We start from the raw sequence: 15,993 nt of genomic DNA, 5'->3' as shown, positions 1-15,993 counted from the left end.
GGCCGGCAACACCAACACCCGCCGGCCGAGCCGCACGGCGATCAGCGAACCGGCACGCGCTAACGACCACCCGGCAGCAGCGCGGCGATGAGCAACCGCACCCCGTACGCGACGACGAGCCCGCCCAACCCGGCCGCCACCACCGCGACGACCGGCCACGTCAGCAGGTACGCGCCGGCTGCGGCGAGCGCCCCCACCAGGATGGCGAGCGCGCCGCCGGCTACCTCGCGGCTCGCCTGCCGGACCCGGTCCGGCCGGGAACTCGGCGCGGCGGGGGTCTTCCGGGGTGGGGCGTCGGCCGGCGCCTCGGCGGTCAGGTCCGCTCCGCTCGGCACCGGTGTCGTCTGGTCGGGGCGGGTGAGGATCCTCCTGGTCTCGCCCCGGCCGCCGGAGAGCCACAGAGTGCGTTCCTTCTCGGTCGGCGCGTCCACCCGGGCCTCGGCGGGTGACTCGGCGGGTGTCTCGGGGCGGCGCTGCGCCGGTACGGCGCGGTGCCGCTCGTGGATGTCCCGCAGCGACTGCTTGGTGATCACCCTGGTTGTCAGCTCCCCGATGGACCGGCGAGCCTCCTCCTCCAGGGTGAGGCCGGACTTCGCCACCAGCCGCAGCAGGATCTCGGTCGCGACAGGCCGGGCCGCTGGGTCCTTGTGCAGGCAGGCCCGAACCATCTCCTCGAGCGCCGCGGACAGCCCGGACAGCTGCGGTGGCTTGTCCAGCACTCGGTGCATGATGATGAACGCCGCGTCGTGGCCGAACGGCGCTCGTCCGGCCGCGGCGAATGCGATCGTGGCGGCCCAGGAGAAGATGTCGGCGGCCGGGCCGACGTCCTCGTTGCGATACCGCTCCGGCGACATGTACGCGGGCGATCCCATGATCGTCTGGGTGCCGGTGCTGTCGATGGCCCGGGCGATGCCGAAGTCGATGACGCGGGGCCAGTCGGGGCCCAGGATGACGTTCGCCGGTTTCAGATCGCAGTGCACCACGTTCGCCCCGTGGACCGCGGCGATCGCGGCCGCGGTGCCGATGGCGAGCCGGTCGAGGTCCGCCCCCGAGATCGGCCCGCGCCGGGACACCCGCTGCTGCAGGGTCGGGCCGGTGATGAACTCGCTGGCCACGAACGGCAGCTCACCCTCGATGTCGAAGGCGAGGATCCGGGCGGTGCAGAACGGGGCCACCTGGCGCGCCGCGGCGATCTCCCGGACGAACCGGGCCTTCGCCCGGACATCGTCCCGAATCTCGATCTTGAGCACCTTCACGGCGACCCGCTCGTTCCGCGGACCCACACCGAGGTAGACGACTCCCTGGCCGCCCTGGCCCAGCCTACCGAGGAGGCGGTACGGCCCCACGTGCCGGGGATCGTGCGCGGAAAGTGGCTCGGACGGCTCACCCGTCGACATTCGCATCCTAATATCCGGGACGGCCGAGGCACGTGGAATCGTCTCACCCGAGGCGGCCGCCACCAGAACCTCACCGTGAGTCGGCCATACAGTAGCGAATCGCGTTCACGACCGACAGCCGCACGGGCACCGCGAAGAATACGATTCCCACCACGATGGACGGTCGCCGCGGAACGACCGGAGTCGGCTACGGCGCGGGCAGGTCGGTCCGGGTTTGGATCAGCTCGGCGCCCACGTCGGGTGCCGTGTCCGAACCCGGGCGGACGAGCTCCGCCCGGACCTCGTGCATCCTCAGCTCACCGCCGAGGATCTCCTCGGCGAAGTGGCAGGCGACCCGCTGCCCGGAGGCGTCGAACACCCGTAGCTCGGGCCGTTCCTCGGCGCAGCGGTCCTGCGACCAGGGACAGCGCGTGCGGAACCGGCATCCGCTCGGCGGGTTGGCCGGCGACGGCAGGTCGCCGGCCAGCAGGATCCGCTCCCGCCGGTCCTCCACCTGCGGGTCGGGGATGGGCACGGCCGAGAGCAGAGCCCGGGTGTACGGGTGCAGCGGGCGCTCGTACAGTTGGTCGCCGTCCGCCTCCTCGACCAGCGCGCCCAGGTACATCACGCCGATGGTGTCGGAGATGTGCCGGACGACCGCCAGGTCGTGCGCGATGACCAGGTAGGTCAGCCCGAGTGCGCCCTGCAGGTCGCCGAGGAGGTTGACCACCTGTGCCTGGATCGACACGTCCAGCGCGGACACCGGCTCGTCGGCCACGATCAGCTCGGGGCCGAGCACCAGGGCCCGGGCGATGCCGATCCGCTGCCGCTGCCCGCCGGAGAACTCGTGCGGGTACTTGTTCAGCGCCGATGCGGGCAGGCCGACCGAGTCCAGGGTGGACTTCAGGCGCCGCTGCGCCTCGGCCTTGTTCTTGTGCAGGCCGTGCGCCTTGAGGCCCTCGACGAGCAGGGACTCCACCGACTGCCGCGGGTCCAGGCTGGACATCGGGTCCTGGAACACCATCTGGATGCGCCGGCGGAACAGCCGCATCTGCTCGCCCTTGAGCGCGCGGACGTCCGTACCGTCGAAGGTGATCCCGCCGCTGGTCGGCTCGACCAGGCGCAGCAGGCCGCGGCCCAGCGTTGACTTGCCGCACCCGGACTCGCCGACCAGGCCGTAGGTCTCGCCCCGCTTGATCTTCAGCGACACCCCGTCGACGGCGTAGACGTAGCCGACCGTACGGTCGAAGAGCAGTCCGCTCTTGATCGGGAAGTGGACCTTGAGGTCGTCGATCTCGACGATCGCGTCGTTCACGCCGGCACCTCCTGCGGTACGGGGTTCGTGCACCGCAGCGCACCGCCGCGGACAGTGGGCTCCAGGGGCACCGTCTCGCCGATGCAGTCGTCGATCACCCGGTCGCAGCGCGGCGCGAAGGCGCACCCCTCCGACCAGGGGATGTTGTCGCTGACCGAGCCGCGGATCTGGTGCAGCCGGCCGCCGCGGTCGACATCCAGCCGGGGCACGGACTGCAACAACCCATGGGTGTACGGGTGCCGCGGGTCCGCGAACAGGTCGTGGCGTTCGGCCCGCTCGACGACCTTGCCGGCGTACAGGACGTTGACCGTGTCGCAGAGCCCGGCCACCACCCCGAGGTCATGGGTGATCATCACCAGCGCGGTGCCGGACCGGTCGACCAGGTCCTTGAGCAGCGTGAGGATCTGTGCCTGGATGGTCACGTCCAGCGCCGTCGTCGGCTCGTCGGCGATCAGCAGGCGCGGCTCGCAGGCCAGGGCGATGGCGATCAGCACCCGCTGCCGCATGCCGCCGGAGAGCTGGTGCGGGAATTCCTTGAGCCGCCGCGTCGGGTCCGGGATGCCCACCGCGTCGAGCAGCCCCCGGGCCTCCCGCAGCGCCGCCTGCCGGGTCCGGCCCTGGTGGCGTTCCAGCACCTCGGCCACCTGCAGGCCGAGCGGGATCACCGGGTTCAGCGAGGACAGCGGGTCCTGGAAGATCATGCCGATGTCCCGGCCGCGCCGGTCCCGCAGCTCCTGCGGGCGCAGCTTGAGCAGGTCGGTGTCGGCGAAGAGGACCTCACCGGTGACCTTGTTGCCGCGGCGTGGCAGCAGACCCATGATCGCCAGGCTGGTCACCGACTTGCCGCAGCCGGACTCGCCGACCAGCCCGACGGTCTGGCCGGGTTCCACGGTGAAGCTGACGCCGTCCACCGCCTTGACGGGCATGGTGCCCTTGCGCTGGAAGACAACCGACAGATCACGAACGTCGAGCAGAGGCATGAGAAGTCACCGCCGGTTCTTCGGGTCGAGCGCCTCACGCATGCTCTCACCGAGCAACGTGAAGCCGAGGGCCACGGCGATGATCGCCAGGGCGGGGAAGTAGGCCAGCTCCGGGCGGACCTCGAAGTACCGGACGCCGTCCACACCGAGCATCAGGCCCCACTCGGCCCGGTTGATGTCCGGGTCGCCGAGGCCCAGGAAGGACAGCGCGGCCGCGTCCAGGATCGCCACCGCGAAGGTCAGCGTGGCCTGCACGATGACCGCGGTGAGCGAGTTCGGCAGCATGTGCCGCAGCACGATGTCCCGCCGCTTCACGCCCAGCGCGCGGGCCGCGAGCACGTGGTCGCTCTCCCGTTGCGCCAGCATCGAGCCGCGGAGCAGCCGGGCGAAGATGGGCACGTTCACCACCGCGACCGCGATGATCACCGTCCACTGCGTGGACCTGCTGGCCAGGGCGACCAGCGTGATCGCCAGCAGCAGGCTGGGCAGGGCCAGCATGACGTCGGTGATCCGCATGATCAGCATGTCCACCCAGCCGCCGACGGCGCCGGCGATCGCGCCGAGCAGCACGCCGAACAGCAGGCCGATGAGCGTGGCCAGGACGCCGACGAAGAGCGTCTGCCGGGCGCCGTAGATCATCCGGGACGCGAAGTCGCGACCCAGTGGGTCGCTGCCGAGCGGATGCCCGGCGGTGGCGCCCGGGATTGAGTCGACGGTCAGATCCTTGGTCAGCTCCGGGAAGCGCTGCACCGGGTCGTGCGGCGCCACCAGCGGCGCGAAGATCGCGATGATCAGGAACAGCAGGATGATGACCGCGCCCACGATCGCGGTGGGGTTGCGCAGCAGCCGGCGGCCGGCGTCGCGGATCAGGCTGACCCCGCCGGCCTCGGCCGTCCGCGCGGTCAGCTCGTCGATGCGGCGGCGCTTGTGGTCGGCGAGCGTCGCCAATCCTCCGGGCCGGCTCAGCCCTCCGGTCCCGCTCACTGCACACGCACCCTCGGGTCGATGATCGCGTACGAGAGGTCGACCAGCAGGTTGACCACGATGAAGACGACGGCGGCGAGCAGGATCAGCGCCTGGAGCACCGGATAGTCGCGGCCGCCGCTGATCGAGTCGGTGATCAGCGTGCCCAGGCCGCCCCAGTTGTAGACCTTCTCGGTCAGCACCGCGCCGGCCAGCAGCGCGCCGGTCTGCAAGCCGATGGTGGTGACCACCGGCAGCAGCGCGTTGCGCAGCACGTGCCGCTTGCGGATGGTGGCGTCGCGCAGGCCCTTGGCGTCCGCGGTGCGGATGTAGTCCTCGTCCAGGACGTCCAGCACGCTCGCCCGGGTGATCCGGATGATGATCGCCAGCGGGATCGTCGCCAGCGTGAAGGCGGGCAGCACCAGATGCCAGAGGGCGTCGGCGGAGGCGTCCAGCTCGCGGGTCAACAGCCCGTCCAGCACGAAGAAGCCGGTCACGTCGGTGTTGCCCAGGCCGGTGCTGATCCGGCCGGACGGCGGGAAGAAGTGGATGTCCTGGGTCAGCCAGTCCTTGAGCAGGTAGCCCAGGAAGAAGATCGGGATCGAGATGCCGACCAGGGTGACGATGATGGTCGCGTTGTCGAGCAGCCGCCCGCGATGCCGGGCCGCGACGTAGCCCAGCGGGATGCCCAGCCCGATCGCGATGATGATCGCCGCGACGGCCAGCTCGATGGTCGCCGGGAAGGACCGGCTGATCACGTCCATCACCGGCTCGCCGGTGCGGATGGAGTTGCCGAAGTTGCCGGTCACCACGTTTTTGAGGAAGCGGCCGTACTGGACCCAGATCGGCTGGTCATAGCCGAGGGCCCGGGTCAGCAACTCGCGGGTCTGCGGGGTCGCGCGTTCGCCCAGCAACGCGTCGACGGGCCCGCCCGGAAGGCTGCGCAGCCAGAAGAAGACCAGGGTCATCAGGGCGATCAGCGTGATGACCAGCTGGATCAGGCGGCGCAAGATGACTCTCACCATAGAGAATGACGCATCCTTGGAAGATTCGCGCTTGGAAGATTCGCGCCGGATGGCCCGGACCGGGGAGATCGTCCCCGGTCCGGGCCGCGGCGGTGCCTGATACTACGGAGCTACTTGGTGAGCGAGACCGTGTTGAATTCCTCGGCGGTGAGCGGACTCGGCACCAGACCATCGACGTTCTTCGTGGTGACCAGCGCCGGCGGGGCGTGCCAGATCGGCACGGCCGGCAGCCACTTGGCGGCGAGGTCGCGGTTGACCTGCTCCCACGCGGCCTTCTTGGCTGCCTGGTCGACCGTCGCGTCGGCCTTGCCGATGGCGGCGAACATCTCGGTCATCGCCCCGTCGCCGAACTCGACCTTCTCCCGGCCGAAGAACGTGCCGGCGAAGTTGCCCGGGTCGTTGTAGTCGCCGGTCCAGCCCAGGATGTGCAGGTCCTGCTTGCCGAACTGCTGCACGTCGTCCTTGAAGCCGCCGTTCCACGGCCGCGGGACGCCGTTGACCTTGATGCCGGCGGCCTGCAGGTCGTTCGCCAGCACGGTGAAGATCTCCTGCGGGTTCGGCATGTACGGCCGGGACACCTCGGTCGGATAGTAGAAGTTGAGCGTCAGGCCGGTCGCGCCGGCCTCGGCCAGCAGTTGCTTGGCCTTGTCCACGCTGTAGTCGTACTTCTGCACGTCCTGGGCGTAACCGAGCACCGTGTTCGGCATGAACTGGTCGGCCACCACCGCGCCGCCCGGGCCCTTGGTCTGCACCAGCTGGGCGCGGTTGAGCGCGTACGCGATCGCCTGGCGGACCCGCAGGTCCTTGAGCTTCGGGTTGTTCTTCTGGTTGATGCCCAGGTAGAGGATGTTGAAGGCGGGCCGGTCGAGCACCTTGTAGCCCTCGTTCGCCAGCGCCTTGCGGTCGGCCGGGGCCGGGAAGTCGATCGCCTGCACCGTGCCGGCGCGCAGCTCCTGCTTCCGGGTGTTCTCATCCTTGATGATCTTGATGATCAGCTTGTCGACCTTGGCCTTGTCACCCCAGTAGTCGGGGTTCTTGGCCAGCGTGATCTCGCCGGTCGCCTTGTTCCAGCCGCCGAACGTGAACGCGCCGGTGCCGGTCGGGTGTTCGGTGGCGAACGCGCTGTACGCGAAGGAGTCGCCGTTCTGCGTCACCTTGTCGGAGTCGTACTGCTTCATCGCGGTCGGGCTCGCGATGGAGAACGCGGTGAGCGCGAACGCGCCCGGGAAAGCTCCCTTGTACTTCTTCATCGTCACGACGGCGGTGGAGGCGTCCTGCGCCTTGCAGTTGTCGTAGACGGCCTCCGGGCTGCCGGCGAACCCGCCGAAGACGTCGGCGTAGTAGATCATCTGGGACTGGGCGGCCTCGCCCTTCATGTTGTACCACCGGTCGAAGTTCGCGCAGACCGCCGTCGCGTCCAGCGCGCTGCCGTCGTGGAACTTGACACCCTGGCGCAGCTTGAACGTCCAGATCTTGCCGGTCGGGTCGTTGGACCAGCTCTCCGCCAGGCCACCCTCCAGTTCGGCGGTGCCGGGCTTATGGGTGATGAGGGTGTCGTACATCTGCCGGATCGGCCGGAACGACTCCCCGTCGTCGTTGAAGATCGGGTCGAAATTCTTCGGATCACCGGCACCCGCGAAGATGAAGGTGCCGCCGGTAGCGGCTTTGCCCTCGTTGCCACCGCTGTCGCGGTCGCTTTCCGCGCAGCCGGCCGCGCCGATCGTCAGGACCGCGATGACACCGGCGGCGATGACCGTCCGGAGTCTTTTCGCCTGCATCCCTGATGCACGCATCGTATTCACCTCGTCCTATGGGTACGGACACATCGCGGCGACGGTTAGTCACCGCTGGCGCGACACTAACCACTCACGACGAACACATAGTCGGTTGGTATCGGATCGTGTCCTTTCCGGTCTGTGGAACCGGAGCTCGACGCTCAGTCACCGGACTGTGGCATAGTGGATTGGTCCTGGTCACGGCATTGACGGGGTGCCGGGGGCCGGCGATCGGCGCACCGGGTGGCTCCGGCGATGGTGATCGCGCCCCGGGCGAGGTGGCCACCGATCAAGGAGTCACGGAGTGTGGCGAGGACGGCGGGCCGTTGCCGGGTCGGCCCGAGGGACGTCTCGCAACCCGGCGATGGTCCACTCCGGACCGTGTCGAGACTTCTCGACTTCCGGCCGACGAAGGTGGCGCCCCGATGACACTGGAGATCCCGTACCGCTCGATTCCTGACATGTTCCTCAAGCGGGTCGCGACGACGCCGGACCGGCCGGCGTTCGCGCACCCGGCCGCCGACGACTCGGGGCCGGTCTGGCTGACCTGGGCGCAGGTGGGCAGCCGGGCCACCGCGATCGCCGCCGGGCTGCGCGGCCTGGGCGTCGAGGCCGAGGACCGGGTGGCGATCCTGGCCAACACCCGACTCGACTGGGTCATCGCCGACCTCGGGGTGATGTGCGCCGGCGCGGCCACCACCACCGTGTACCCGACGACCGGGCCGGCGGACGCGGCCTACATCATCGGCGACTCCGGTTCCCGGGTCGTCATGGCCGAGAACCCGATGCAGGCCGGGAAGATCGGCGGGGCCGCGCTGCCCGTGCTCACCCACGTCGTGCTGCTGGACGGCGCACCGGACCCGGCGGCCACGCCGCCGCAGCTGACCCTCGCCGAGCTCGAGGCGCGCGGCGCCGCGGCCCTCGCCGCCGAGCCGGACCTGATCGAGAAGATCGTCGCGGCCATCGGACCGGACGACCTCGCCACGGTGATCTACACGTCCGGCACCACCGGCCGGCCCAAGGGCGTGGAACTGCTGCACCGCGGCTGGTGCTGGGAGGCGGTCGCGCAGAGCGAGCTCGGCCTGATGGTGGCCGGCGACCTGCAGTACCTGTGGCTGCCGTTGTCACACTCGTTCGGCAAGTCGCTGCTGTGCGGCGTCATCCACGTGGGACTGCCCACCTATGTGGACGGCCGGGTCGACCGGCTGATCGACAACCTCGCCGTGGTCCGGCCGACGATCATGTGCGCACCGCCACGGGTGTTCGAGAAGGTCTACAACAAGGTCGTCATCACCGCGCGTGAGGCCGGTGGCGCCAAGGCCAGGATCTTCGCCTGGGCGGTGCGCACGGGCAAGACGAAGGCCGCCCGGGAGAAGCTCGGCGAGCCGGTCCCGCTCGGCTTGAAGGTGCGCTACGCGGCCGCCCACAAGCTCGTGTTCGCCAAACTGCACGCCCGTCTCGGCGGACGGATCCGGGTGCTGGTCGCCGGTGCGGCGGCGATCTCCGTACCGCTGGGCGAGTTCTTCGCCGCGGCGGGGCTGCCGATCAGCGAGGGGTACGGACTCACCGAGACCAGCGCGGGCGTCTTCGTCAACCGCCCTGGCGCGGTTCGGATCGGCACCTGCGGCACGGCGCTGGGCGACGTGGAATGCCGCATCGACTCCGACGGTGAGATCCTGCTGCGCGGCGCACCCGTGATGCGGGGCTACCACAACCTGCCGGAGGAGACGGCGGGGGTGTTCACCGAGGACGGCTTCTTCCGCACCGGTGACATCGGCGAGCTGTCCGCTGACGGCTACCTCACGATCACCGACCGGAAGAAGGACCTGGTCAAGACCTCCGGGGGCAAATACATCGCCCCGTCGTACGTCGAGGGCATGTTCAAGGCGCTGTGCCCGTACGCCTCGCAGGCGGTCGTCATCGGCCAGGACCGCAACTACTGCACGATGCTCATCTCGCTCGACCCGGACGCCGTCGCCGGCTGGACGGCCGGTGGGCCGCTCGAGGGCCGGCCGTACGGCGAGGCCGTCGCGTCGGCGCAGGCGCGCGCCCTGATCAGCGGCTATGTCGAGCAGCTCAACGCCGAGCTCAACCGCTGGGAGACGATCAAGAACTTCGCCATCCTTCCCCGCGACCTGAGCATCGAGGACGGGGAGCTGACGCCGTCGCTCAAGATCAAGCGGCGCAGCACGGAAGTGAACTTCGCCGGTGAGATCGACAAGATGTATGCGGGGGCGCTGCTGACCTGACGTCGGTGCGTCCACCGTCCAGCGCGCGGCGCCTCAGGAAGCGGCGAGAACGGTATCCTGCGCCGCTTCCTCAGGGTCCGGCGCCGGTGGGGACTGCGTCGGCTCGGTGGGCGGTCCGGTGCTGGCCGGCGGCTCGGACGGCTCCGGCGCCGTCGAGGTCGGTGGCGGGTCGCTCGGCGTGGGGCGGGGCCCCGCCGGCGGGGTCGTCGGCGCTGTGGTCGGGGCCTCGCTCGACGGCTTCGGCGCCGGCTTCGACTGACGCGGTGGCGACGTGGCCTCGCGGGTCCAGGTGTCGGCGGCCCTGCGGGCCGGGCGCTCGTCCTTCACGGGGACGTCGCGCACCGGCCGGGTCGAGGTCGGGGTCGGCGTGGTGACGGGCTGCGGCGCCAGGGTCGCGGGGGCGCCGTCGACGGCGGCCTCCGCTCGTCGCCCTTCCGGCGTCGAATACCCGTTGGCGACCTGAAGCCCGATGACGCTGACGAACGCCGCGGCCATGGCGATCGACGCCGTGACGGTCGCGCGGGTGCGGGAGCGCTTGCGCCGCATCGGCGGGATGGCGCGGGTGATGGCGGCGGCCGGCCGTACGATCGGTGCCTTGCCGGCTGCCGGTCGTACGGTCGATGCCTTGCCGGCTGCCGGTCGTACGGTCGATGCCTTGCCGGCTGCCGGTCGTACGGTCGATGCCTTGCCGGCTGCCGGTCGTACGGTCGATGCCTTGCCGGCTGCCCGCCGCAGGATCGCGGCGACGTCGGCGGCCGGCGGGCGCCGGGTCGGGTCGTCGGCGACGCAGGCCTCGTACAGTCGGATGATCTCGCGGGGGAGCCCGGCGATGGCGGGCAGCCGCGGCGCCCGCCGCTGGTAGCGGGCGGCGAGGATCTCGCCGACGCTGGTGCCCGGCCAGGCGCGGGCGCCGGTGAGGCATTCGAACAGCAGCAGGCCGAGCGCGTAGACGTCGGCCGCGGGATATGTCGGCTCGCCGCGCAGCTGCTCGGGCGCGAGATGGGCCGGGGTGCCCCAGAGCTGCCCGTGGGTGTCGAGGCTGTTCTGGCCGGCGCGGGCGGCGATGCCGAAGTCGAGGACCTTCACGCCGGCCGGGGTGAGCATGACGTTGCGGGGTTTCACGTCGCGGTGCACCAGGTCGCCCGCGTGCGCGGCGGCCAGCGCCGCGGCGACATCCGCGCAGACCTCGGCGGCGTGTGACCACGCGAGCGCACCCGCCGCGGCGAGCCGGTCGGCGACGGTGTCACCCTCGAGGAATTCCATGACCAGGTACGGCAGCCGCTGATCTCCGTCGATGGCCTCGCCGTAGTCGTAGACGCGTGCGACGTTCGGGTGGGTGAGCGCCGCCGCGGCCCGCGCCTCGCGCAGCACATCGAGGGATGACACGGCGCTGTCGGGCCGGTACGGCGAGAACAGCTTGATCGCGACGCGACGTTTGAGCGTATGGTCGTAGCCGCTGTGCACGACGGCGCTGCCGCCGTGGCCGACCGGCTGCTCGACCCGGTAACGGCCTGCCAGAGATCGCATGGTGATCCCTCCCGGGCGTCGCTCGGATCTATCACCCATAGTGTGGATCTTTCTGGGCGTCGATCTGGAACAGAGTGATGCATGTCACATCCCAGCGGGCGGGACGTGACCCGACGACCGTGTGCGCGGTGACTCACAGTGAGCTCGGGCGGGTCACCGAAGCCTGTCGTAGATGTCCACCAGGCGGCGCAGGAAAACCCCCGGGGAGTATGCCGCCGCGGTCGCCATGCCCTCCCTGGTCACCCTGGCCCGCAAGGCGGCGTCGTCCAGCATGCGCAACAGCGCGGCGGCGAAGGCGTCCGGTGTCGGTGCGCAGGTGAACCGCCCGGCCCCGGCGGCCCCCGGCCGGGCGGCGAGGCCCGGGTCGACGACCACCACCGGCAACCCGGTGGCTTCCGCCTCGGCCAGCACCAGACTCTGGGTGTCCGTGGTCGAGGCGAACGCGAGCACATCGGCGGCCCGGTAGAAGCCGGTGACCTGATCGGGCGGCACCGGCGGGCATACCTGGACGGAGCCGTCCAGGCCGAGCGCGGCGATCCGGCGGCCCAGGCGCCCGCGCTGCTGCCGCACCCCGAGCAGGACCAGCCGGGCGTCCGGCCGGGCCGCGTGCACCCGGGCGAACGCCCGCAGCAGCAGTTCCGGGTTCTTCTCGGCGGTGGCCCGGCCCACCGACAGGACGACGTTCCCGCCGTTCCGCGGCGGGCGGGGCGCGACGGCGGTGACCGGCGTGGGCAGCACGCAGATCCGCGCGGCCGGCTCGAACGGGGCGAATCCCGCCGCCGTCTTGGCCGAGGGCGCGATGGCCACCGCCATCCGCGCGAACATGGCCTTGCCGAGCTCGACCAGCCGACGCCGGCGGACGGCACCGGGCCGGGTCAGTTCCAGGAACTCCCGCGGCGACCAGCCCAGCCCCAGGCGCAGGGCACACCAGGCGGCACCGACCGGGATCTCGGCGAACACGTCGGCGTACGCCAGCAGGTCGGTGTGCCAGGTCGCCACCAGCGGCACGCCCCAGTCGGCGGCCGCCCGGAACCCGGTCATCCCGATCGGCCCGGTGCTGTGCGCGTGGACGACGTCGGCGCGCCGGGCCGTGAAGGGCAGCCCGACGCGGACGTCCCGGAACGGCACCGGTACCGAGCGGACGCCGCCGCCGAGCAGCGGTCCGGGGCGGTAGAGATCGGCCTCGTGCCCGGCCGAGCGCAGCAGCCGCACGGTCAGCTCCGCCGACCGGGCCACACCGTCCGGCCGACCGGTGTGGCTGTCGCAGAAGTGGGCGATTCTCATGGCTCGCCGAGCGCGCCCGAGAACACCCTCAGCATGCCGACATCCTCTCCCGCGCGGCGAAGGGTTTCCACCTCCTTCGAGGACGGTCGTAGGCTCGGCGGGTGAACGGGGGGAAGCGTCTGCTGCCGGCTTTCGGCGCTCTCGCCGCGGCGCAGATGATCGTCGTGAGCACACTGGACGGCCTGACCCGGCCCGGCTACGACGAGACGCGCAACTGGATCAGCCAGCTGTCGCTCGGGGCGAACGGCTGGCACGGCACGGTCAACCTCGCCACCTGCGGCCTCTGGGTGATCCTCTGCGCCATCGGGCTGCACCGACAGGCCGATGGGCGGGCGGTGGCCCTGATCCTGTGGTGCGGACTCTGTCTCGTGACGCTGGCCGTCGTCCGCACCGATGCCGGGCTGGGCTTCCCGCCGGAAGTGCCCGAGGAGCACACCACGCGAGGGCTGATCCACAAGCTGATCTCCGTCACGCTGGGCGTCGCGGGGATCGGCGCGGTGGCCAGAACGGGACCACGGCGGCCGGCGAGGGTGGTCGCGTCGGTCATGACGGTGTCGTTCGCGGCGGCCGGCGTGCTGGTGCTGCTCGACGACGGCGACGTCCTGCCGGGCAACCCGAGCGGGCTGCTCGAACGGGTCGCGCTGTTCGCCGGGCTCGGCTGGCTCGGCTGGCTCGGCCTGGTCAGCGGCCGGGCAGCGGGGGATTCCTCCGTCCGCCGCCGCGGCGCGGCATCGCCTACAGGCGTCGAGTGACTCATCGCGGCGATCGAGCCGGGGCTCCCCGCTCGACGGCACCCAGCATTGCTAAGGCGGTTCGTGCCCCCGGCCACACCTCGTCGCCAGATCGAGGCCCGCCCGCTGCCCGCCGCCCGCTGCCTTGCGCCCGGTGTTCGCTGCCTTGCGCCCGGTGTTCGCTGCCTTGCGCTCGCCGCCCGCCGCCCGGCGTTCGCTGCCGGGCGACAGACCCTACCCCCAACGCGGCCTTTGCTCTGCTTCCCCATCGGAAACACCCGCCGCCGACAACCCAGAACCAACCGAAGCGGAACCCGGGCATCTCCATCCGGTGTTTCCTATCGGGAAGCAGAGCAAAGGCAGGTCAGACGACTCGAAGTCCTCGGCCACACCGTCGCCCTCATCGCCACCGCCGCATAACCCGAAAGCCTCAACAACCCGGCTCCGCCGGGCCGCTACCACCCGCCCATCAACCACGCTGCTTCCGGTCAGGGCGAGCAACCACCCACCTCCCCGGTCGCCCCGGACCCGGCGGGCGGCACCGGAGAGCAGACGCCTTAGCAGTACGAGCAGGCCGGCTTCCGCCCCGGTCAGGAGCCGGCGGCCGCTACGCGTATTCCATGGCTCGGAGGACACCGTCGAATGTCCGATCGACGAACCCGCGGGCCGAATTGGTTATTGCGATCTTCCAGGCGGGGACTGGGACGTCGACCCGGTCGCGAAGTCGTCGGCACCGGGCGGTTCGAACAGGGTCGGATGGACCGCCGGGGGCGAGGACGGCTTCGGTGACCATCAGGAGCTGCTCACGGGGATCCGGGCCCTGGTCCGCCTGCTCCGGACGGCGCCTGCCTGCTCCGGACGGCGCGTGGTGCTCTGGCAAGATCGGGGGATGCTTGTGGATCGGGCCGGCCGCCGCTATCCCCTCGACGAGCCGCGCTGGCGTGGTGACGATGGGTCGCCGCTGCTGGTCGAGCCGCTGCCCGGCATCACCCGCGACGACGTGGACACCCGGGTCCGGTCGCAGTGGCGCTACGCGGCCGCCCTGCCCCGGCCCGTTGACCGGCCGGTCAGCCTTGGCGAGGGCTGCACCCCGCTGTTGCCGTTCGACGTCGACGGGGTGCCGCTGGCGGTCAAGCCGGAGTGGTTCAACCCGACCGCCAGTTTCAAGGATCGCGGCACCACCGTGATGATGTCGGTTCTGGCCGCACAGGGCGTGACCGGGATGCTCGAGGACAGCAGCGGCAACGGCGGCTCGTCGGTTGCCGCCTACGCCGCGGCGGCCGGCATCCGGGCCACCGTTCTCGCGCCCGAGTCCACCTCGCCCGCGAAGATCCAGCAGAGCCGCGCGCACGGGGCCACGGTGGCGCTGGTGCCCGGCAACCGGCAGGCCACCGCGGACGAGGCGGTCCGCCGCTCGGCTTCGACCTGCTATGCGAGCCACAACTGGCACCCGTACTTCCTGCAGGGCACGAAGCTGCTCGCGTACGAGATCTGGGAGGACCTGGGCTTCCGCGCGCCGGACGCGGTCGTGCTGCCGGCCGGGGCCGGCAGCCTGGTGCTGGGCTGCCACCTCGGCTTCGGTGAACTGCTGCGCTCCGGGGCGATCGGCCGCCGGCCGCGCCTGCTGGTCGCCCAGCCCGCACACTGCAGTCCGCTGGTTGCCGCCTTCGCGACCGGGGCGCCGGCGGTCGGGCCGGGGCAGTGGAGCCCGACGGTCGCCGAGGGCACGGCCATCGCCTTTCCGGTACGCGACCGGGAGGTGCTCGCGGCGATCCGCGCCTCGGACGGCGACCTGGCGGCCGTCGCCGAGGCGGACATCGCGCCGGCGACCTTCGAGTTGGCCCGCCGCGGCCTGTACGCGGAACCGACCAGCTCGATCGTGGTGCCGGCGATCCGCGAGTTTCTGCGCCGGGGCACGCTGCGGCCCGGCGAGACGACCGTGGTCATCCTGACCGGCTCGGCGCTGAAGGCCGCGGACACCGTCGGTCGCCTGCTGGCCGGGCGCTGACCAGGGCGGATCCGCCGGGCACAGGCCGGCGTTCGGGCCGCGACGGCCATGATCCGGCTAGGCTCACCCGCGGAGACCGGGTGCCGGGAGGAGACAGTTCGCCGTGGCCCTGAGCCTCGCCAGCCTCAACCTGCATTGCGGCGTCGACCGGCACGGCGCACCGTACTCGGTGAAGCAGGCCGTCGCCGCGCTGGACACCGACGTCGTCGTGGTGCAGGAGAACTGGCGTACCGGTGACCGTCCGGGCATCGCCGCGGCGGCGGCCGCCGACTGCGGCTATCCGTACGTCGCCGAGCTCGACCTCGTCACCGGCCGGTCGCTGACCGAACTGAGGATCGTCCGCCGGGTCGTGCCGGACGACCGCGGAGCGTGGGGCCTGGCCGTGCTGAGCCGGGTGCCCTGGCGGGGCTGCGCGTCGGTGCGCATCGGCGCGGCGTCCCGCGATCCGGTGGGCTCGCGGCTGGCGCAGATCGTCACCTTCGCCGGGGTGCGGGTGGTGAACGCCCACCTGACCCACCGCCTCACCCGCGGCCCCGGGCAGCTGCGCCGGTTGCTGGCCGCGCTCGGCGCGTCGGCTGAACCGACCGTCATCGCCGGTGACCTCAACATGTGCCGGCCGACCGTGCTGCTGGCGCGGCCGTACCGCCCGGCGGTCCGCGGCCGGACCTGGCCGGCGCACCGGCCGGTCGCCCAGATCGACCATGTGCTGCTGGGACCCGGGGTCCCCGAGGTCACCGGGGTGGTCGGGCCGGCGGTCGGC

The 15,993-nt window shown here is 71.4% G+C and carries 12 protein-coding genes; 4 read left to right on the top strand and 8 right to left on the bottom strand.

Features of this window, described 5'->3' with window-relative positions:
- Positions 1-59: 59 nt before the first annotated feature.
- The 6 genes from DMB66_RS52210 to DMB66_RS52185 form a co-directional block, all read right to left on the bottom strand.
- Entirely contained in the window at positions 60-1,403 is a 1,344-nt protein-coding gene (locus tag DMB66_RS52210) for a serine/threonine-protein kinase (RefSeq protein ID WP_125811522.1), read from the bottom strand.
- A 181-nt stretch (positions 1,404-1,584) separates the two neighbouring features.
- Complete coding sequence (locus DMB66_RS52205; RefSeq protein WP_125811521.1) at positions 1,585-2,691, bottom strand: ABC transporter ATP-binding protein; 1,107 nt, start codon at positions 2,689-2,691, stop codon at positions 1,585-1,587.
- Positions 2,688-3,671: an ABC transporter ATP-binding protein gene (locus DMB66_RS52200; RefSeq protein ID WP_125811520.1), complete on the bottom strand. Its 984-nt coding sequence runs from the start codon at positions 3,669-3,671 to the stop codon at positions 2,688-2,690. Before DMB66_RS52200 ends, DMB66_RS52205 begins: the two co-directional genes overlap by 4 nt.
- 6 nt (positions 3,672-3,677) lie before the next feature.
- Positions 3,678-4,619, bottom strand: coding sequence for an ABC transporter permease (locus DMB66_RS52195; RefSeq protein ID WP_125811524.1), 942 nt, complete (start codon positions 4,617-4,619; stop codon positions 3,678-3,680).
- 32 nt (positions 4,620-4,651) lie between these two features.
- Positions 4,652-5,659, bottom strand: a complete 1,008-nt coding sequence (locus DMB66_RS52190; protein ID WP_125811519.1) for an ABC transporter permease — start codon at positions 5,657-5,659, stop codon at positions 4,652-4,654.
- 110 nt (positions 5,660-5,769) lie between these two features.
- The gene (locus tag DMB66_RS52185) at positions 5,770-7,452 is read right to left on the bottom strand and encodes an ABC transporter substrate-binding protein (RefSeq protein ID WP_370321017.1); all 1,683 of its coding nucleotides are present in this window, start codon (positions 7,450-7,452) and stop codon (positions 5,770-5,772) included.
- A gap of 407 nt (positions 7,453-7,859) precedes the next feature.
- Between DMB66_RS52185 and DMB66_RS52180 the strand changes: the two genes are divergently transcribed.
- Positions 7,860-9,683 carry a long-chain fatty acid--CoA ligase gene (locus tag DMB66_RS52180; protein WP_125811518.1) on the top strand — a complete coding sequence of 608 codons (1,824 nt, stop codon included), beginning with the start codon at positions 7,860-7,862 and terminating at the stop codon, positions 9,681-9,683.
- 33 nt (positions 9,684-9,716) lie between these two features.
- Here DMB66_RS52180 and DMB66_RS52175 read toward each other — a convergent pair whose 3' ends face one another.
- Together DMB66_RS52175 and DMB66_RS52170 are read right to left on the bottom strand one after the other, a co-directional pair.
- Positions 9,717-11,210: a serine/threonine-protein kinase gene (locus tag DMB66_RS52175; RefSeq protein WP_158647643.1), complete on the bottom strand. Its 1,494-nt coding sequence runs from the start codon at positions 11,208-11,210 to the stop codon at positions 9,717-9,719.
- Between the two features lie 153 nt (positions 11,211-11,363).
- Positions 11,364-12,494: a glycosyltransferase gene (locus tag DMB66_RS52170; protein WP_125811516.1), complete on the bottom strand. Its 1,131-nt coding sequence runs from the start codon at positions 12,492-12,494 to the stop codon at positions 11,364-11,366.
- Between the two features lie 101 nt (positions 12,495-12,595).
- Here DMB66_RS52170 and DMB66_RS52165 point away from each other — a divergent pair, with 101 nt between their 5' ends.
- From DMB66_RS52165 to DMB66_RS52155, 3 genes are all read left to right on the top strand, one after another.
- Positions 12,596-13,246, top strand: a complete 651-nt coding sequence (locus DMB66_RS52165; protein WP_125811515.1) for a DUF998 domain-containing protein — start codon at positions 12,596-12,598, stop codon at positions 13,244-13,246.
- A gap of 868 nt (positions 13,247-14,114) precedes the next feature.
- The gene (locus tag DMB66_RS52160; protein ID WP_125811514.1) at positions 14,115-15,233 is read left to right on the top strand and encodes a pyridoxal-phosphate dependent enzyme; all 1,119 of its coding nucleotides are present in this window, start codon (positions 14,115-14,117) and stop codon (positions 15,231-15,233) included.
- Between the two features lie 103 nt (positions 15,234-15,336).
- Positions 15,337-15,993: endonuclease/exonuclease/phosphatase family protein (locus DMB66_RS52155; protein WP_125811513.1), on the top strand; the 657-nt coding region annotated here is incomplete at its 3' end.

Source organism: Actinoplanes sp. ATCC 53533 (assembly GCF_003947245.1).
The sequence above is the reverse complement of the archived record's forward strand: the minus strand, read 5'-3'. Positions and strand labels throughout refer to the sequence as shown.

Bases quoted from the DNA above. Each gene is read 5' to 3' on its own strand.
- DMB66_RS52180 (WP_125811518.1), top strand. From the start codon at position 7,860: ATGACACTGGAGATCCCGTACCGCTCGATTCCTGACATGTTCCTCAAG.
- DMB66_RS52190 (WP_125811519.1), bottom strand. From the start codon at position 5,659: ATGGTGAGAGTCATCTTGCGCCGCCTGATCCAGCTGGTCATCACGCTG.
- DMB66_RS52185 (WP_370321017.1), bottom strand. From the start codon at position 7,452: ATGCGTGCATCAGGGATGCAGGCGAAAAGACTCCGGACGGTCATCGCC.
- DMB66_RS52170 (WP_125811516.1), bottom strand. From the start codon at position 12,494: ATGAGAATCGCCCACTTCTGCGACAGCCACACCGGTCGGCCGGACGGT.
- DMB66_RS52200 (WP_125811520.1), bottom strand. From the start codon at position 3,671: ATGCCTCTGCTCGACGTTCGTGATCTGTCGGTTGTCTTCCAGCGCAAG.
- DMB66_RS52160 (WP_125811514.1), top strand. From the start codon at position 14,115: ATGCTTGTGGATCGGGCCGGCCGCCGCTATCCCCTCGACGAGCCGCGC.
- DMB66_RS52175 (WP_158647643.1), bottom strand. From the start codon at position 11,210: ATGCGATCTCTGGCAGGCCGTTACCGGGTCGAGCAGCCGGTCGGCCAC.
- DMB66_RS52210 (WP_125811522.1), bottom strand. From the start codon at position 1,403: ATGCGAATGTCGACGGGTGAGCCGTCCGAGCCACTTTCCGCGCACGAT.